Annotated in this window: 13 protein-coding genes and 1 pseudogene; 5 read left to right on the top strand and 9 right to left on the bottom strand. The window is 74.3% G+C overall.

Annotated features, from left to right (window positions below; genetic code table 11):
* Positions 1–161 precede the first annotated feature (161 nt).
* Entirely contained in the window at positions 162–3,815 is a 3,654-nt protein-coding gene (locus ACZ7G3_RS05170) for a S8 family serine peptidase (RefSeq protein ID WP_470923304.1), read from the top strand.
* A gap of 236 nt (positions 3,816–4,051) precedes the next feature.
* Here ACZ7G3_RS05170 and ACZ7G3_RS05165 read toward each other — a convergent pair whose 3' ends face one another.
* The 3 genes from ACZ7G3_RS05165 to ACZ7G3_RS05155 are packed head-to-tail and all read right to left on the bottom strand — an operon-like array spanning position 4,052 to position 8,297.
* Positions 4,052–5,425 (bottom strand): carboxyl transferase domain-containing protein, encoded by a 1,374-nt coding sequence (locus ACZ7G3_RS05165; protein WP_470923302.1) that lies wholly within the window; start codon positions 5,423–5,425, stop codon positions 4,052–4,054.
* Positions 5,418–6,878 (bottom strand): acyl-CoA synthetase, encoded by a 1,461-nt coding sequence (locus ACZ7G3_RS05160; protein ID WP_470923300.1) that lies wholly within the window; start codon positions 6,876–6,878, stop codon positions 5,418–5,420. Before ACZ7G3_RS05160 ends, ACZ7G3_RS05165 begins: the two co-directional genes overlap by 8 nt.
* A gap of 51 nt (positions 6,879–6,929) precedes the next feature.
* Positions 6,930–8,297 carry an SLC13 family permease gene (locus ACZ7G3_RS05155; protein ID WP_470923298.1) on the bottom strand — a complete coding sequence of 456 codons (1,368 nt, stop codon included), beginning with the start codon at positions 8,295–8,297 and terminating at the stop codon, positions 6,930–6,932.
* Positions 8,298–8,473: 176 nt separating this feature from the next.
* Between ACZ7G3_RS05155 and ACZ7G3_RS05150 the strand changes: the two genes are divergently transcribed.
* Together ACZ7G3_RS05150 and ACZ7G3_RS05145 are read left to right on the top strand one after the other, a co-directional pair.
* Positions 8,474–9,178 carry a FadR/GntR family transcriptional regulator gene (locus tag ACZ7G3_RS05150; protein WP_470923296.1) on the top strand — a complete coding sequence of 235 codons (705 nt, stop codon included), beginning with the start codon at positions 8,474–8,476 and terminating at the stop codon, positions 9,176–9,178.
* A gap of 11 nt (positions 9,179–9,189) precedes the next feature.
* Positions 9,190–10,062 (top strand): ATP-grasp domain-containing protein, encoded by an 873-nt coding sequence (locus tag ACZ7G3_RS05145; protein ID WP_470923294.1) that lies wholly within the window; start codon positions 9,190–9,192, stop codon positions 10,060–10,062.
* Here ACZ7G3_RS05145 and ACZ7G3_RS05140 read toward each other — a convergent pair.
* Positions 10,043–10,668: pseudogene (locus tag ACZ7G3_RS05140) on the bottom strand (hypothetical protein). The gene ACZ7G3_RS05145 and the pseudogene ACZ7G3_RS05140 sit on opposite strands and share 20 nt — an antisense overlap.
* A 189-nt stretch (positions 10,669–10,857) precedes the next feature.
* Here ACZ7G3_RS05140 and ACZ7G3_RS05135 point away from each other — a divergent pair.
* Positions 10,858–11,631, top strand: a complete 774-nt coding sequence (locus ACZ7G3_RS05135; RefSeq protein ID WP_426598769.1) for an IclR family transcriptional regulator — start codon at positions 10,858–10,860, stop codon at positions 11,629–11,631.
* Between the two features lie 11 nt (positions 11,632–11,642).
* Positions 11,643–12,530 carry an SMP-30/gluconolactonase/LRE family protein gene (locus ACZ7G3_RS05130; protein ID WP_470923292.1) on the top strand — a complete coding sequence of 296 codons (888 nt, stop codon included), beginning with the start codon at positions 11,643–11,645 and terminating at the stop codon, positions 12,528–12,530.
* A 131-nt stretch (positions 12,531–12,661) separates the two neighbouring features.
* On the opposite strand, the gene ACZ7G3_RS05125 is transcribed toward ACZ7G3_RS05130, so the two are convergent.
* The 5 genes from ACZ7G3_RS05125 to ACZ7G3_RS05105 all read right to left on the bottom strand — a co-directional run bounded on the left by ACZ7G3_RS05125 (position 12,662) and on the right by ACZ7G3_RS05105 (position 18,336).
* Positions 12,662–14,065, bottom strand: a complete 1,404-nt coding sequence (locus tag ACZ7G3_RS05125; protein ID WP_470923291.1) for an NAD(P)/FAD-dependent oxidoreductase — start codon at positions 14,063–14,065, stop codon at positions 12,662–12,664.
* The gene (locus ACZ7G3_RS05120; RefSeq protein ID WP_470923289.1) at positions 14,055–15,266 is read right to left on the bottom strand and encodes an MAB_1171c family putative transporter; all 1,212 of its coding nucleotides are present in this window, start codon (positions 15,264–15,266) and stop codon (positions 14,055–14,057) included. The genes ACZ7G3_RS05125 and ACZ7G3_RS05120 overlap by 11 nt, the downstream gene beginning before the upstream one ends.
* Before the next feature lie 31 nt (positions 15,267–15,297).
* Complete coding sequence (locus ACZ7G3_RS05115; protein WP_470923287.1) at positions 15,298–16,482, bottom strand: MAB_1171c family putative transporter; 1,185 nt, start codon at positions 16,480–16,482, stop codon at positions 15,298–15,300.
* A complete protein-coding gene (locus tag ACZ7G3_RS05110; RefSeq protein ID WP_470923285.1) occupies positions 16,479–17,009 on the bottom strand; it encodes a toxin in 531 nt (176 codons plus the stop codon). The genes ACZ7G3_RS05115 and ACZ7G3_RS05110 overlap by 4 nt, the downstream gene beginning before the upstream one ends.
* A 91-nt stretch (positions 17,010–17,100) precedes the next feature.
* On the bottom strand, positions 17,101–18,336 hold the full coding sequence (locus tag ACZ7G3_RS05105; RefSeq protein ID WP_470923283.1) for an MAB_1171c family putative transporter: 1,236 nt from the start codon (positions 18,334–18,336) through the stop codon (positions 17,101–17,103).
* Positions 18,337–18,654: the final 318 nt, after the last annotated feature.

Raw genomic sequence — 18,654 nt, 5'->3', positions numbered from 1 at the left:
GGCCGTGTCCCGTGTTCCACCGCTGGTCCCTCGCGCCTCTGGCGGAAACCCGCCAGGGCGTCAATCCGCCACCTCTCGTCAACTGCCGTGCCCCACAGGGCCCCTGAGACTGCTCGCAGCACTCGTCGCGGAACTGTACGACGATACGAAGGAAGGCGTGGATGAACAGAGGACCAGTCAGACGCGGAGCGACCCTCCTGTCGGCGGGGCTCGTGATCGCGCTGCTGCCGGCCGGGACGGCGGCGGCGCAGGAGCCTCCCCCGGACACGGCGCGCACCCCGGCCACCACGGCCCGGACGGCCGCGGCCGCCGCCCGCACCGTCACCCTCGTCACCGGCGACCGGGTGACCGTCGCCGACCTCGGCGGCGGTCGGCAGACCGTGACGGTCGAGCGGCCCGAGGGCGCCACCGGCGCCGTGCACACCCGCCGGTCCGGCGGCCGGACCACCGTCGTACCGGACGAGGCCCTGCCGTACCTGCGCGACGGCAGCCTCGACGAACGGCTCTTCGACGTCGGCGAGTTGCTGGAACAGGGACTCGCCGACTCCGAGACCGGCGAACTGCCGCTGATCGTGACCTACGACAAGGGCGTACGGGCCGCCACCCCGAGGGGCACCGAGCGGACCCGTGCGCTGCCCAGCGTGCGCGGCGCCGCCGTCGAGGCCGGCAAGGGGCGTGCTTTCTGGCGGGAATTCACCCGTCGCGGCGCCGGCATCGACGGCGTGTGGCTCGACGGGCGGGTCACCGCCGCGATGGCCGAGTCCAACGCGCAGATCGGCACGCCCGAGGCCTGGCAGGCCGGGCTGACCGGCAAGGGCGTCACCGTGGCCGTGCTGGACAGCGGCGTGGACGCCGGCCACCCCGACCTCGCCGGGCGGGTCGCCGAGAGCCGGAGCTTCATCGCGGGCGAGGAGGTCGCCGACCGCAACGGCCACGGCACGCACGTCGCCTCCACCGTCGGCGGCAGCGGCGCGGCCTCCGACGGCGAGGAGAAGGGCGTCGCACCCGGCGCCACCCTCGCGGTCGGCAAGGTCCTGTCCGACCAGGGCACGGGCAGCGAGTCCGAGATCATCGCCGGCATGGAGTGGGCCGCCCGGGACGTGGACGCGGACATCGTCTCCATGAGCCTCGGCTCCACCGAGCCCAGCGACGGCACCGACCCCATGGCACAGGCGGTCAACACCCTGTCCCGCGAGACCGGCGCCCTGTTCGTCATCGCCGCCGGCAACACCGGCTCCCCGTCCTCCATCGGCTCGCCCGGCGCCGCCGACTCCGCCCTGACCGTGGGCGCCGTCGACCCCGCCGATCAGGCCGCCTGGTTCACCAGCGCCGGACCCCGGTACGGGGACAACGCCCTCAAGCCCGACCTGTCCGCCCCGGGCGTCGGCATCCTCGCCGCCCGCTCCCGGCTCGCCGAGGGCAGCGGCGACTACACCTCCATGGACGGTACGTCGATGGCGACGCCGCACGTCGCCGGCGTGGCCGCCCTGCTCGCCGAGGAACACCCCGACTGGACCGGCGCGCAGCTCAAGGACGCGCTGATGTCCACGTCGAAGCAGCTCGACGCCTCCGCCTACCGGCTGGGCGCGGGCCGGGTCAGCGTGCCGGACGCGATCGGCGCCGAGGTCACCGCGACGGGAAGCGCCGACCTCGGCTTCCACTCGTGGCCGTACGACGCCAACGAGCCGGTCACCCGCACCGTCACCTACACCAACTCCTCCGACACCGACGTCGAGTTGAAGCTGTCCGTGCGGGGCGCCCCCGAGGGCGTCGCCACCCTCGCCGACACCGCGCTCACCGTGCCCGCGCACGGCACCGCCTCCACCACCGTCACCGGGGACGGCGCCAAGGCCCCGGTCGGGACGACGAGCGGCCGGATCGTGGCCGCCGGCGCGGACGGCACGCCGCTCGCGCACACCGCGTTCGGGCTGGTCAAGGAGGAGGAGCGGTACACGCTCACCGTGCACGTCAAGGACCGGGCGGGTGCCGCCACCCCGGCCGACCTGGTCGTCCAGCGCCTCGCCGAGGGCGCCGACTCCGTCCCCGCGCACGTCGGTGACTCCGGCACCCTGGAGCTGCGCCTCGCCCCCGGGACGTACAGCCTGACCTCCTTCCTCGACGTGCGCGGCAGCCACGGCGCCGACTCGCTCGGACTGGGCTTCCTCGCGGCGCCCGAGGTCGTCGTCGACCGGGACCGCGAGATCACCCTCGACGGACGCGAGCTGCGCGAGATCAGCGCCGACGTCGACCAGCGCACCGAGACCCGGCAGCTGCTCATGGAGTACGACCGCGGCGCGAACGGCTCCGACATGTTCGGCGCGGTCCAGGTTCCCCTGACGTACGACAGCGTCTTCGCCGCGCCCACCGGCGAGAAGGTCACCGAGGGCGACTTCGAGTACCGGACCGTGTGGCGGCTGGGCAAGCCGGTGCTGGAGGTCAAGGGGATCGGTGAGGCCGTCGTCCAGTCGGGCGGCACCCTGATCGAGGGGCGCAGCCGGCTGCCGCTGGTCGACGTCGGGGACGGGCCCTTCCCGGACGGCGTCCGGGGCAAGGCGGTCCTCGCCCGGCTCACCGAGGGCACCGAACCGGCCGCCCTCGCCCAGGCCGCCCAGGACGCGGGCGCGAAGGCGCTGTTCGTGACGGACGACGCCCCCGGACGGCTGATGTCGTGGTGGGGCACGCCCGACAACGCCGACCGGCCGCTGCAGATCGCCACGGTGGACGCGGCGGACGCGGAGCGGCTGCGGGACGCGGGGCGGGTCCACATGACCGGGACGCGCAACACGCCCTACACGTACGACCTCTCCGAAGGCCACCGCGGCGCCGTGCCCGACCGTGATCTCACCTACGAGCCCGGGCGCCGCGACCTCGCCGTGCTGCGGACGAAGTACCACGCGGCCGAGGCGGCGAGCGGCGGCGAGTTCCGGTACTCGATCACCGACGCCTTCCCGGTCGGCCTCGGCTTCCGGGAGCGGATCGACTTCCCGGCCGAGCGCACCGAGTACGTGTCGACCGGGCCCGGCCAGCTGTGGCACGAGTCCGTGACGACCGCCGACGGCGCGCTGGAGCAGCGGTCGGGGACGGTCCGGTACGAGGGGGGCTCGCGCACCGACCTGAACTGGTTCAAGCCGGTGTGGCACCCCTACCTCGGCACCGGGCTGGGCTGGGGCCAGCAGCGGATCGGCGACCGGCTCCAGTTCAACGCGCCCGGCTGGGGCGACTCCGGCCCCGACCACACCGGCTTCGGCGACGTGTGGAGCGAGGGCAGCGGGATGACGCAGACGACGTCCGTGTACCTGGACGGGGAGCTGGTGGACCAGGGGCCGAGTTCCGCCGCGTACGTGTCGGACGCGCCGGCCGACGAGCGCACGTACACGCTCGTCACCGAGACGGCGCTCGACGCCGGGCGCTGGTCGCCGGCGACCGAGGGCCGCGCGGAGTGGACCTTCCGCTCGGCCGCCACGCCGGAGGACCGCTGGACCCACCTGCCGCTGATCAACCTCTCCTTCGACGTGGACACCGACCTCGCGGGCGAGGTGCGCGGCGGGAAGAAGCTGCGGGTCGGGATCGGCGCGGAACACGTGGCCGGCGCCCCGGACACCGGGACGATCGGCGGCGGGAAGCTGGAGGTGTCGTACGACGACGGCAAGACCTGGCAGGACGTCCGGCTGCGCGGCGGTGGCGGGGAGGCGTCCTGGCACGGGACGCTGAGCGTGCCCCGCGACGCCGGGCACGTCTCGCTGCGGGCCTCCGCGCGCGACGACCGGGGCGGCTCGGTCACGCAGGAGATCGTGCGGGCCGTGGCCGTGCGCTGACACGCGGACGGCGCCGCCTCCCTGGGACGGGGAGGCGGCGCCGCCTGGTCTCCCGGACCGTCAGACCAGCCAGCCGACGAAGTGGACGAGGCCGGCGAGGATGTCGGTGAGAAGGTTCATGATCGTGCAGCTCCTTGCGCTGTGCTGTGTGGGACCTACTACTGCTTGGGACATGTGCGTCAACCACGGTCTGCAGCCCGTTGCCTGCGCACCGTAAGTATCGTTGGTCCCGGTAGTCACATACGCTCGTCAGAGCGACGATCACCTGTTCCAGGGAACAACTGATCGCCTGTTCGGATCACGCCGAGTTCCGCCAAGTCCTGGGGGCGCAGCCGGAGGTGACCGGCCGTCGCCTCCACCTCCTCCGGCGGGCGCTTCAGGATCGCCGCCGCGAGCTCCGGCGCGATGACCGAGAAGTAGCTGTCCGGGGTGGCCCAGGTGCTGCCCGGCGCTGCCAGCGCCAGCGCCCCGCCCGAACCGCCCTCGCCGATCACCAGCGTGGTGACCGGTGTGCGCGCCGACGCCACCGCCGCGAACAGGTCGGCGATCGCCGCACCCGCGCCCTGCCGCTCCGCCTCCGCGTCGTTCGCCGCACCCGGCGTGTCCACCAGGGTCAGCACCGGAACGCCGAGCCGGTCCGCGAGGCGGATCAGCCGGGCGGCGGTGCGGTACCCGGCGGGACGCGTCGCCGTCCCGGTCTGGGCGGCGTACGCCACCGTCCGCCCCGCGTGCTCGCCGAAGCCGCAGAGCATGCCGTCCGGGTCGGTGCCGCCGCAGCGGTCGCCCGAGAGGGCGACACGGTGGGCGAAGTAGGCGTCCAGGTACGCCCGGGCGCGCGGCCGTTCGGGAGCGCGGGCCCGCCGGACCGCGTCCCACCCGCTGACCGGCGGCTCCCGCGAGCCCAGCGGCTCGGGCACCGGCGCCGGTTCGCCGGACGGCGCCGTCAGCAGCCGCAGCCACCGGCCCAGCGTCGCGCGCAGCTCCCCGGGCGGTACGACGGCGTCCGCGCTGCCCGCCGCCACCTGCGCCTCGGCCGTGTACGCCGCGGGGTCGGCGTCCGGCGGCCGGACCCGGGACCCGGCGAAGCCGACCTGGGCGCCGGGCAGCGCGAGGGTCACGTCGGCGCCCGCGCCCAGGGTCGCCCAGCCGCCGCCGGTGGCCGGGTCGCGCAGGACGGCGATCTGCGGCAGCCCGGCCTCCCGGGTGAGCGCCGACTGCCGCGCCACCCGCTGGAGCTGGGTCAGCGCGAGCATCCCCTCCTGCATCCGGCTGCCGCCGGTGGCGACCAGCGGCACCACCGGCAGCCGGTGTTCACGGGCGTACGTGTACGCCGCCTCCAGCCGGTCGCCGGTGGCGCTGCCCAGCGAGCCGCCGAGGAAGCCGAACTCGAAGGCGAGGAGCACGGCCCGCACGCCCTGGACGTGCCCGGTCCCGCAGACGACGGACTCCTCCTCGCCGGTGCGCTCGGCGGCGCGGGCGCGGGCGGCGTCGTAGCCGTGCCAGCCGAGGGGGCCGTCGGGCCGCGGCGACCCCCCTGCCGGGTGGGGGAGTTCGGCGAAGTCCTCGGTGAGGAGACCGAGGAACTCCCGCGCGGACAGCCGTTCAGTCATGAGCCAGCGCCCGCTTCATGATCTTCCCCATGTCGTTGCGGGGGAGCGAGTCGAGGTGCCGCACGACACGGGGCCGCTTGTGCGGGGCCAGCCGGCCCGCGACGTGGTCGGCCAGCGCGTCCAGCGTGGGCGGCGCGGCGGGCTCGGCCGGGACGATCCACGCCACGATCCGCTCGCCCAGGTCCGGATCGGGCTCCCCGGTGACGGCCGCCTCGCGCACCCCCGGGTGCTCGAGGAGCGCGTTCTCGATCTCACCGGCCCCGATCTTGTACCCGCCGCTCTTGATCAGGTCGGTGGCCTTGCGGCCGACGATGCGGACATAGCCGTCGGGGTCGCGCACCGCCATGTCGCCGGTGCGGAAGAAACCGTCCTCGGTGAAGGCGGCGGCGGTGGCGTCCGGGCGGTTGAGGTACTCGGTGAACAGGTTCGCGCCGCGCACCTGGATCTCGCCGACGCTCTCCCCGTCCCACGCCGTGATCGGTGTGCCGTCGTCCTCCACGAGCCGCAGCTCCACCCCGGGCAGCGGCACGCCCACGGTCCCGGCGCGCGGCTCGCCGTCCGCCCGCACGCTGGTGTTCATGAGGGTCTCCGTCATGCCGTACCGCTCGATCACCCGCCGGCCGGTCGCGGCGGCGATCCGCTCGTGGTCGTGCACCGGCAGCGCGGCCGACCCGGAGACCAGCAGCCGGGCCCCGGCCAGCGCCTTCGCCAGCTCCGGGTCGCCGGGGAGGGACTCGGCGATCCGGTGGTACATCGTCGGCACCCCGAACAGCATCGTCGCGCCGTCGTTCAGCTCCCGCGCCGCGCCCTCGGTGGAGAACCTGCCCAGGTGCCGCACGGACCCGCCGCGCCGCAGCGGTCCCAGGACGCCGAGCACCAGTCCGTGCACGTGGAACAGCGGCAGCCCCTGCACCAGCACGTCGTCGGCGGTCCACTGCCACGCGTCGGCGAGCGCGTCCAGCGTCGTCGCCAGCGCGCGCCGGGGGATGACGGCGCCCTTGGGCGGGCCGGTGGTGCCGGACGTGTAGACGACGAGGGCGGGGGCGCCGTCGTCGGCGTGGCCGTCCTCGGGGACGGGCCCGGTGGCGTGCACGTCGACGTCGACGCGCGCCAGGGCGCCCAGGGCGGGCGGGAGTTCGCACCCCGGGGGCGCCAGGACGAGCGACGGCTCGCTGTCGGAGAGGATGTGCGCGAGCTCCTTGTCGCCGGACTTCGGGTTGAGCGGCACGGCGGGCACCCCGGCCAGCAGTGCCGCCACCACGGCGACGGCGGTCTCCATCTCCGGGGTCGCCCAGACGGCGACGCGTCCGGCCCCCCGGATCCGGCCGGCCGTGCCGCTCGCCGCGGCGGCCAGTCGGGCGTACGTCAGGGAGCGCTCGCCGAACCGCAGGGCGGGCCGGTCGGCCGGAGCGCCGGTCGCGGCCGGGGAGAGGGCCGGGAAGAGAGTGGACACGCGTCGTACTCCTTAGCTGTTGCTCACGGTTACCGGTTTTCCGAGGTGGGCCTACCCGAAGCCGGGTACGACCAGTACCAGCCAGGCCAGCGCGGGCACGGCCGCCACCACGATCCCTCCGTACACCATCAGCTGCCGGAAGAACCGCTCGCGGTCGACGTCCGGTGCCGCGGCCAGCACCAGCGCGCCGTTCGTCGAGAACGGGCTGACGTCCACGACCGTCGCCGAGACCGCGAGCGCCGCCACCATGCCGACCGCCCCGATCTCGCCCTGCGCGAGGAACGGCACCGCCAGCGGGATCAGCGCGCCCATGATCCCGACGGAGGAGGCGAAGGCCGACACGATCGCGCCGATGTAGCAGAGCAGCACCGCGGCCAGCAGCGGGACGCCGATGCCGCCGACGCCCTCGCCGGCCCAGGTGATGGTGCCGATCTCCTCCAGTACGCCGACGTAGGTGAGGACACCGCAGATCAGCAGGACCGTGGACCAGGCGATCTCGCCGACCGCGCGGCGGCTGTCGTCCGGCCAGGCGGTGCTCAGCACGACGGCCAGGCTGACCGCGGTCAGACCCGCGTCCAGGTCGAAGCCGAGGACGGCCACGACGAGGGCGACCAGGGAGGTGAGGGTGGCGATCCGGGCGGGGGTGAGGCGAGGGCCGCCGCCGGTAACGTCCGTGTCCCGGCCGGGGCGGACGGCCACGGCGGTGGGGGCGGTGCCTCCGGTCCCGGCCGCGGTGCCTGTGCCGGTGCCTGTGCCGGTGGGCTCCGCCTCCTTGCCCACCGCGCCGCCGTCCTCCGGCGTCACCGCCCCCCGCGCCCACAGCTTCCGCCCGCCGAACAGCACGAACAGCACGCCCGCGATGAGGAGGTTGGCGATCAGCGAGGCGAGGAAGAGGGTGACCTCGCTGCCCGGCAGCCCCTCGCGCTCGACGATGCCGTTGACGATCGAGCCGTAGATGCTGATCGGCGAGAACCCGCCGGCCTGCGCGCCGTGCACCACCATCGTGCCCATCAGCAGCGGGCTGATCCCGTACCGGGTGGCGAAGCTCAGCGCGATCGGCGCGACGATCGCGACGGCGGCCGGGCTGACCGCGCCGATCGCGGTGAGCGCGCCGGTGAGCGCGAACATCACCCACGGGATCAGCGCCACCCGCCCCCGCACCAGCCGGACGGCCGCGTGCACCAGCCAGTCGGTGGTGCCGTTGGCCCGGGCGATCGCGAACAGATAGGTGACGCCGACGAGGACGACGAACAGGTCCCCGGGGAAGCCGGCGAAGATGCCGTCCGCGTCGAGGTCCGCGACGAGCGTGCCCACGCCGAAGGCGGCGGCGAAGGCGAGCGCGCCCATGTTGACGGAACGGGTGGTCGCGATGACGAACACCACGACGAGGACGAGGATCGAGATGAGTTCGGGGGACATGCGGGGGCTCCCGACGGGTGGCCTGACTGGCTGAGTGGCTGAGCCACTTGGGCGGTGCGGTTGGTCGGTCAGCGTGGGCCCGGCCCGGTCCGGCGTCAAGGGGTCGCGCAGGAATTGGCTCAGCCACTCGGCCACGCGCCGCCCGGTGTTACGCTCCCGGCGAGAGGGGGGATCTCTTGACCGACGCCCTGCGCCCCATGACCAGGCAGCGCCTGTACGAACAGGTGCTGGAGCGGCTGCGCCAGTACGTCACCGACGGCGGCCTGCGCGCCGGCGACCGGCTTCCGCCCGAACGCGACCTCGCCCAGCGCCTCGGCGTCAGCCGGGCCTCGGTGAAGCAGGCCATCGTCGTCCTGGAGGTCCAGGGACTGGTGGAGGCGCGGCACGGCGGCGGGACGTACCTCGTGCGGGACAGCCTCGACGTCGAGCCCGTCGAGGAGATGGTCGAACGCCGGCGGCGGCTCCCGGACGTCCTGGAGGCCCGCGAGGCGCTGGAGACGAAGCTCGCCGAACTGGCCGCCGAACGCCGCACGGAGGACGACCTGGCCGCGATGCGGTCCGCGCTGACCGTGATGGCCGAGGAGATCGAGCGCGGCGCCCACGGGGCCGAGGGCGACCGGCTGTTCCACGCGGCGGTGACGGCGGCGGCGCACAGCAGCCTCCTCGCGGAGTTCATGCGCTCCATCGCCCACCAGATCGCCGAGAGCCGCACCGAGTCCCTGCGCCAGCCCGGCCGCCCCGGCCGATCCCTGGCCCAGCACCGGGCCATCCTGGACGCCGTCGCCGACCGCCGGCCCCGGCAGGCCGCCGCCGCGATGCGCCGCCATGTCCGCACGGTCGCCAAGGTCCGGCTGCTGGACTGGGATCCGGAGGAACGGTAGAGATGGTCCCCATGCCCCGAATAGCACTCGTCACCTGCCGTCCCGGCCCCCAGGTCAGCGTCGACCGCGATCTGCCCGTGCTCGTGCGGGCGCTGGAGGAGGCGGGGGCGCGGGCGTCCGCCGAGGTGTGGGACGACGACGGCGTCGACTGGGCGTCCTTCGATCTCGCCGTGATCCGTTCCACCTGGGACTACAGCTGGCGGGCGGGGGAGTTCACGGAGTGGGCCGAGAAGTGCGGGGCGGCCACGCGGCTGGCGAACCCGGCCGGCGTCGTGCGGTGGAACACCGACAAGCGCTACCTCGGCGACCTGGCGGCGGCCGGTGTGCCCACCGTCCCCACCCGATACACCGCGCCCGGTGAGGTGCCCGACCTGCCCGACGACCACGAGTACGTCGTCAAGCCCACCACGGGCGCCGGGGCCCGCTTCGCCGCCCGCTACACACCCGACGAGCACGCCACCGCCCTACGGCAGGTGGAGCGGATGCACGCCGAGGGGTTCACGGCGATGGTGCAGCCGTACGTGCGCGGCATCGACACCGCCGGTGAGCGGGCGCTGCAGTTCTTCGGGGGGAACCTGCTGCACGTGAGCCGCAAGGGGCCCGTCCTCGCGCCCGGCACGCCCTACGACCAGCGCAAGGTGGCCCACCCCGGGCTGACCGGCTGGACCCCGACCCTCGTCGACACCGCCCTCGCCAGGAAGGCGTTGGCCTCCGTACCGGGCGCGCCCGAGCTGCTGTACGCGCGGGTCGACATCGTGGACGGGGAGGACGGCCAGCCCCGCGTGATGGAGCTGGAGCTGGTCGAACCGAACCTGTTCCTGTGGCTGCACCCGGAGTCGGAGCCGCGCGTGGTGGAGGAGATCCTCAAGGCCGCGGCCCGCTGACCGCCGTACGCTGCAGCAGCCCCCACGTGAACTCCGCGACCACCTCGCGCCGTACGCCGGACGCGTCCAGGGCCGTGAAGGCGAGCCCCGGGGGTTCCCCCCCACGGAGTGGAGGAGGGTCGGGGCCGTGCCCTCCAGGGGACGGGCGGGGGCGAAGGCACGAGCCGCCTCGTCCACCGTGCAGGACCAGGGAGTGAGGTCCTCCACCGTGCGGAGGACGGGCGCCGGGGCGCCCGGCGCGCGGACCAGCCACTCGTTCCACACCGCACCGCCGGCCGCCGGCGTCAGCACCTCGAAGCGCAGGTCGGGCCAGAGCGGGACCGGCCACCGCCACGCCTCGCAGTCCAGGTCGCCGACCCTGCGCGGGGTCCGGGACTCCGGTTCGCCGAGCACGCAGCGGTACCGCGACAGGGCCGGGCGGGAGCGCGGCGAGCGGGCCATCGCCTGCCAGCACTTGTTGGCCTCGCGCATGTCCGCGAGGGAGAGGCCCAGTTCGTGCCGGGCGTCCTCCACCGGGCCGGGGTTGTGATCGGCCATGCGGCGCAGCAGCACCAGTTGGAAGTCGAGCGGGGTGAACGGGCCGGCGGGCTGTCCTCCAGTGGGCATGGAGACCATCGTGGCCCATGGACGGAGTGCCGCGCCCCCTGGGCGAGGGGCGCACGCGGGGGCCCCTGCCCATTGCCCCGGCAAACGCGATATGAGTAGCCTGTGTTCGCCATTCCGATCGTCTGTTGAAATCTCGAACATCGAGGTTGTCGCCGCAGGCGCCTGAGACACCTAGGGAGGGGGCCGGACATGGGACGTCTCGTACCAGCCGTGACCCGGGCTCTCGACATACTGGAGCTCTTCCTCGACGGGGACGGCACGCTCTCCGCCCCCGACATCGTGCGCCGGCTCCAGTTGCCGCGCACCACCGTGCACGAGCTGGTCACCACGCTCGCCGCGCGGAAGTACATCGTGCCCGTGGCCGGGCAGCCCGGACGGTACCGGCTCGGGGTGCGCCCGTACCAGCTCGGCGCCCGTTACGCCGAGCACCTCGACCTCGCCGCCGAGGGACAGCAGGTCGCCCGGACCGTCGCCGAGACCTGCGACGAGACCGTGCACGTGGCGATCCTGGAGGACACCGACGTCATCTACATCGCCAAGGTCGACTCCACGCACGCGGTGCGCATGGTGTCGGCGGCCGGGCGCAGGCTGCCCGCCCACTGCACGTCCGTCGGCAAGATGCTGCTGGCCTCCCTCCCGGAGCCGGAGGTCGCCGCCCGGTTCCCCGACGGCGCCGAACTGACCGCGATGACCCCGAACAGCATCACCGATCCGGCCGCCCTGCGCGAGGCCCTGGCGGAGATCCGCGAGCGGGGCATCGCGGTGGAGAACCGCGAGTCCAACCCGGACGTCTCCTGCGTGGCCACCCCGGTCCGCGACCGCGCCGGCCGGGTGGTCGCCGCGCTGTCGATCTCGGTGCCCATGATCCGCTGGAGCGAGGAGCGCCTCGCCGAGCTGGAGCAGCTCGCCGTCAAGGGCGCCGCCGACCTCTCCGAGCGCCTCGGCCACCGGAGCGCGGCATGAGGGAGCACGGCATGACGGAGCGCGGCACCGCCACGCCCGGCACGGCGTACGAGGTGGCCGTCCGGGCGGAGGCGTCCCTCGGCGAGGGGCCCACCTGGGACCCCGCGACGGGCCGCCTCCTGTGGATCGACATCCTGAACTCCCGCGTCCACACCTACGACCCGGCGACCGGCCGGCGCACGGTCCGCCGCACCGACCAGCACGTGGGCGCCGTCAAGCCCCGCGCGGGCGGCGGCCTCGTCCTCAACCTGCGGGACGGGATCGGCCTCCTCGACCCCGACGACACCTTCCGCTGGCTGCACCGGGAGGTCGTCCCCGGCCGCCGCGGCAACGACGCCGCCGTCGCCCCCGACGGCACGCTGTGGGCCGGCACCATGCGCTACGACGAGGCACCCGGCGGCGGCACGCTGTCCCGGGTCGCCGGGGACGGCACGGTGACACCGGTGCTGGACGACGTGACGGTCAGCAACGGCACCGGCTGGAGCCCCGACGGCCGGCTGATGTACTACGCCGACACGCCGACCCGCCGCATCGACGTCTTCGACGTACCCGCCGACGGCCGCGCGGACGGCCGGATCACGGGCCGCCGCACCCTGGCCGTCATCGAGGACGGCGCCGGTTTCCCCGACGGCCTGTGTGTCGACGCCGAGGGCTGCGTGTGGGTCGCCCTGTGGGACGGCGGGGCGGTCCGCCGCTACACCCCCTCCGGTGACCTGGACCGGGTGATCCCGCTCCCGGTCCCCCGGGTCACGGCCTGCGCGTTCGGCGGCCCCGGCCTGACCGACCTGTACATCACCACGGCCCGGGTGGGGCTGACGGCCCCGCACCCGCTGGCGGGCTCGGTCCTGGTGGTGCCGGGCGCGGGCCAGGGGGTGGCCCAGCCGGCGTTCGCGGGCTGAGGACGGCGCCGGGCCCGGCGGGAGGGCCCGGCCGGTCGCCCGCAGGTTGCGACCCAGGTCGCCCGGCCGGTCGCCCCCAGGTCGCCCGGCCGGCAGCCCTGGGGCCGACCGCCCCGCGGCCGGCCGGCCGTTCAGAGCCCCGTGCGGTCCAGCCCGCGGAGCACCGCCCGCTCACTCGGCGTCAGCGGCGGCTCCGTCAGCGGGGGGAGCGGGGATCCCGCGAGCGCGGCCAGGACCGCGCCGGGGTGGAACATGCGGGTCGGGGGCGTGCGCATGCTGGTGACGTCCCAGATGGCCGAGGCCGCCGCGTACGAGCCCGTGGCCGCCTTCGTCATGCGCCGCGTGTACGCGGAGACGACACGGTCGGCGAGGTTCGGCCGCCCGCCGCGCACCCCCGGGTAGAGGACGTCCTGGCCGACGGCCATGGACCACGCCGCGTCCACCGAGCGCGCCGCCCCCCGCAGCACCCGCCGGGCCGTCCCGGGCGCGTCGAGACCGCCGGCCCGGTCCAGTTCCCGGCCGAGGACCTGCGCGCCGAACGCGGCCACCGACATGCCCTGCCCGTACGCCGGGTTGAAGGTGCCCAACGCGTCCCCCAGGACGACGAAACCGTCGGGCCACCGGGCGGACTTCTCCAGGTACCGGCGCACATTGCTGGTGGACCGGCTCAGATGCACGTCGGTGAGCGGTTCGGCACCGGAGATCAGCCGCCCCACGACGGGATCCGGCAGTTCGAGCGTGTACCGCAGGAAACCATCGGGATCCGCGGGCGGTTCACCGCCGCGCGTGCCGCCGCAGCTCACCATCCACCGGTCGTCCTCGATCGGAAGGACCATCGCGCTCCGCCCCGGCCGGGACACGTACGGGTCGGCCTGCACGATCGTCAGCGGGAACCGCTCCGCGCCCTGAGGAACCCGGTAGATACGCGTCGCGTTGACCAGACCGGAGTCCACGGTGTGCTCCCGGACACCGGAGAGACCGAGCCCGTCGAGCCAGGTGACGACCCGGGTGCCGCGTCCGCTCGCGTCGACGACGAAGTCCGCGTCGAGGTCCGTGTCCCCGTCGGCGGCCGAGACCCGTACCCCTCGCACCCGGCCTGCGGAACCCGTCAGCCCCACCACCGCCGCCCTGCGCACCTCGACCGGGCGCTGTTCGAGCACCGCGGCCCGCACCGTCCAGTCCAGCAGCGCCCGGCTGCACGTGAGCATGACGGGCCCCTCGCGCCGCCACCGCCGCAGCCAGCCCTCGGGTGTGCGGGCCAGCATGCCGGAGCTGAGGGATATCTCGTGGGCTCCGGCGGCGAGCAGCCGCTTGCGCAGGCTCACGCCCGGCACCAGTTCCTCCATGGCGGCCAGCCCGCCTGCCATGAGCAGGTGCGCGTGCCGCCCCTGCGGCAGCCCCCGGCGGTGCTCCGGTCCCTCGGGCAGTTCGTCGCGGTCCAGCACGATCACCTCGTCCACGCCCGCGGTGGACAGGACGGCGGCGGCCAGCGTCCCGGCCAGGCCGGCACCTATGACGACAGCTCTACGCGACATGGGGCTCCTCGGGTTCGGCCATGGGTCCGGTCGTGGAAGGCGTCACCGCGCCGTTCGGCGCGGCGGTCGTGGTGGGCGGGCGGACCAGCGCCTGCGCCAGTTCCACCAGCCCGCTGGGACCGGAGACCTCGGTGGCGTGCAGACGGTACGTACCGCCCGTATCGGGTGGTTCCTCGCGGGCGGCGGCCCGGCGCGCCGCGTCGGCGAGCATGGCCGCCTCCGCCGCCAGCCGGGCCTCGTGGGCGGAGCGGCCCGCGCGCAGGGCGGTGTCCCGCACCCGCTCACGGACCCGGTGGTCGAAGTACGGCGCCAGCGCGAGCAGGGCGTCGTGGATGGACACCTCACGCCACTGGAGCCGGGCCTGGGGGAGCTGCCACCGGACGGTGGGAGGCTCGGGAGCGGTGGACACCGACTTCACCAGGTGCCACAGCGGTTCCAGCCGCCGGTAGTCGCCCAGCCCCCGCCAGTGGGCGACCACGGGCGGCAGCAGCCTCGGCAGCACGAACCCGGCCGAACACAGCAGCGCGGCCAGCGAGGCCATCGGCGGAGCCACCGTCGTGGACAGGAAGTCGAGGTCGTTGCCCGACCAACGGGCCACGATCGCCAGGTACTTGGCCAGCTGGAAGCCCACCACGTCCAGCAGCGCCCCCAGCAGGATCAGCCGCAGCCCGGTCCGGAGCGGCCCGCCCACCTCGCGGGCCCACTTGACGCACACGGCGCACATCACCACCATCGCCGCGGTGTGCCCGAGCAGGTACAGCAGGATCATCTCCCGCATGAACGGGGTGCCGGCGTAGTACGTGTCAAGGTCGGTCAGCCGCTCGGTGTCCGCGTCGGCGAGGGCGAACAGCACGACGATGGCGACCACCAGCAGACCGTAGGCGGCCATGCTGCGCAGCACCATGCGCCGCACCCGCTCGCGGGACCCTCCCCGCCAGTTGATCAGCAGCACGAGCACGGCGCAGCTGTACGCGGAGAGCATGCCGTAGGTCAGCGGTGCCCCGAAGTTGGGTACGCCGGTGAGCTCGTTGACGGTGGCGAGGGTGGCCGGGGCGGCACAGACGAAGACCAGGGCGCCGAGGACGATCGCCGCGCAGGTGGACAGGGTGAGCGGGTTCCGCATGGCGGTGCGCGGGCGGCGGAACAGCAGTACGGAGGTCACCCCGAACACGAGGGCCGCGAGATACACGACGAGACTCATACCGGCAGACTCCTCTCGCCGGGGACCCGGCTCATACGGCTCCCGCCGTGGTCCTGCCGCTCGGCACGGCGGGGACCGACGGCACCGGTGCGGTGCCGGCCAGCACGTCGGCGATCCGGTCGAGGGCGGCCGGGTCCGGCACCCGGCCGGGGAACCGGCCGGTGCCGCCCTGCGGCGGGAACCCGCCCGCCCGGTCCGCCTCGCACCGTACCGCGGCGGTGATCACCGCCGCCCAGGCGGCGGCCTCGGCCCGTTCCGGGTCGCCCGTCGCCCCCAGCACACCGGCGCGGGTACGGTCGTACAGGTCCCGGTCGACGTACGCGTCGAGGTGGCTCAGCGCGTTGTGGATACTGGTCCGGCGCCACACCAGCCGGGTGGTGGGGGACGCGAACCGGGGCCGGCGCAGCCGCAGCGACCGGCGGGTGAGCAGATCGTCCAGCGCCCGCTCCAGGGGCCCGAGCCGGACGTACGTCCGCCGGGCCCGCCGCCACTCGGTCACCCGGGGCGCCGCCAGCGGGACCAGTACCCCGACGACCGTCAGCAGGGCACCCAGGCCGGCGGCCGCCGGGGAGACGGTGGTGCCGAGCGCCGACCAGTCGCGCCCGGACCAGCGCGCGCCCACCGCGACGAGCTTGGCCAGGCTGTAACCGGCGCCGCACAGCGAACCGGCGCCGAGCAGCGTCAGGCCCGCACGCAGCCCGCCCCGTACGTGGCGCGCCCAGCGCAGCGCCGACACCGTGGTGACGGTCGCCGCGGTGAGGTGCGCGACCAGGTACAGCACGATCATCTGGGCGATGAACGGAGTCGTCGCGTAGTAGGTGTCCAGGTCGGTGCGGCGCTCCACCGGCGCGTCACCCAGGGCGAACGTCATCGCGACGCCGAGGAGCACGACGGTGTAGGCGAGCGTCCACCGGCGGGCGGTGCGCCGCACCCGGGGTCCGCCGCGCCAGTGGACGACGAGGACCTGGGAGGCGGCGCAGTACCCGGTGATCGCCGCGTAGGTGAGCGGAGCCGCGAGGTTGGGCACACCGCTCAGCCGGTTGACGGCGCCGACCGTCGGCGGTGCCCCGAGCAGGAAGCAGAGCCCGGCCAGGCCCAGCACCGCGCAGATGGCGCGCAGGTACGGATCGCGGCGGTGGCGCAGCAGGTCGGGGGCCTTCACCACCAGGCCGAGCCACAGCACGCCGCAGCTGCCGTAGTTGATCACGGCGTTCATCTAGTCGTCCCGCGGTGGTTGAGGGCGGCCCCGATGCGTCCGGCGAGGTCCTGCGGGGCGTTCGGATCGCCGCCCTCCGCGGCGTACACCGAGTCGGTGGAGGCCTCCAGCCAGGTGCGCAGCCGACGGCCCATCAGCATGCCGAAGCGGTCCGCCTCCTGCTCCTCGGCCAGGGAGAAGTCGGTGCGCGCGGCGACCGGCGCGGGCCGTACGCCGACGGCGGCCGGGTCGGTGTCCGCCTGCCGGCGGCTCATGTGCCAGACCTCGTGGCAGAGGATCACGATCTGGTGCCACACGGCGGCACGCTCGTCCACCACCACGTCGTCGTGGCTCTCGCGCTCCAGCCACAGTCCGCTCGCGGTGTGCGGCGGGAACGCCGCACGGTGGACGACCACCTCACGTCCCCGCCATGCGCTGACGGAGGCGACGAGCGCGTCGAACAGGACCTCGGGGTCCGCCGGGACCGGTACCCGGATGGGGTCGATGAGGGCGTCAGCGAGGCGACGCATCTCCTTCCTGGTACGCACCGCGGTCTCCCTGTTCCCCTCGGTGTTGCTCGGTCATGTGTGCAATATGCCAAGACGGGTGCTGTCCGGGCCAGTTCCGCGTGCGGCACGGTCACTCGGTGGCCGTCACGGTGCCCTCCGGTGCCGCGGCGCGGACGCGGACCTCCCGGACCGCGTCGGGGTGGCGCAGGGCGCGCGAGACGGCCCCGATCTCGCGGAGCAGCTCCGTGGTGTCGGGGTCGTGGGTACCGTCGCCGTCGTCCGCGCGGGGGCCGGCGTCGACCGCGTCGAGGATCGCCACCGCCGCGGCGAGCGCCCGCGCCCGCTCCGGGGGGAACCCCAGGCCGAGGGCGGCGGCGTACGACCGCTCGCGCTGCCGTTCGTCGGTGCGCCGGGCCAGCGGCAGCAGGACGTCGCGGATGAAGGTCTCGCGGCGGGTCAGGCGCAGCTCGGGGCTGGCGCGCAGGACGAACGGCACTCCGGATCCGTGCACGGTCCGCATCAGCCGGTACAGCGGCCGCAGTTGGCGGTGGGCCAGGCGGATCCGCCAGCGTTCGTGCAGGTACTGGCCGGCGTGCGGCAGGATGAAACCGACCGCGATCGACACAGCGGACAGACAGGCCAGGGCCGGGGCCACGTCCAGGCTGAGCCAGTCCAGGTCGTTGCCGGTCCAGCGGGCCGTGACGGCGGTGAGCTTGGCGGCGTCGAAGGCCAGGTTCAGCGCGTAGCCGACGCCCAGGAACTTCAGCCCCCAGCGCAGCCAGGCGTCGAATCCGCCGGTGCGGATCCAGTTCCAGATCAGCTTCGAGGTGATGAGCACGGCGGTGGTGTGCGCGACGAGGTACAGCAGGATCTCCTCGCGCATGAACGGCGTGTTGGCGTAGTACGTGTCCAGGTCCCGGGTGCGCTCCACGGGCACGTCCGCGAGGAGGAACAGCACCCAGAGCGCGACGATCACGCTCCCGTAGGCGGTGACGACCCAGCGGGTGGCCCGGCGCGTCGAGGCGGAGCGCTCGGACAGGCCGTCGCGCCAGGCGATGATCAGCACCAGGCAGGAGCCGCAGAACGCGGTGAGCAGCGAGTACACCCAGGGCGCGGAGATGTTGGGCACGCCGGTGACGCGGTTGACCCAGACGATGGTCGAGGGCGCGACGAACACGAACACCGCGCAGGCGAGCAGCAGCAGACCGCCGACCGCGCGCAGCAGCGGGTCCTTCCAGAGGCGGATGATCGTCGGCAGTTTGATCGCCAGGGCGGCGGCCAGGACGCAGGCCGGGATCCACCAGAAGGACGTGTAGAACTCGCTGAGGAACGAGGCCGGGCCCGTGGCCGCGTCCGCCGACTCCACCGCGTCCCCCCGCTCTCCCTCACCGCCCTGTCCTGGCCGTCCTCGAGGCCCGTGCCCGAGGCCCGTGTTCAAGGCCCGTGCCCGAGGCCCGTGTTCAAGGCCCGTGCCCGAGGCCCGGGTTCAAGGTCCGTGTTCAAGGCGCGTGCCCGAGGCCCGGGTTCAAGGCCGTACGAGCCTACGCGGAGGGGAGTGTCCGCGTCATGCGATGGAGCCGCGCGGAAAGTCCTGGCCCGACTTCTTGTCCGAACCATTGACGCGAAAGCGCCGCACACCTACGGTCCCGTTCGAAGTTACGAGCGCTATTCGATATCTCGAACA

This window comes from Streptomyces sp. NPDC037271 (assembly GCF_055603605.1).
The sequence above is the reverse complement of the archived record's forward strand: the minus strand, read 5'-3'. Positions and strand labels throughout refer to the sequence as shown.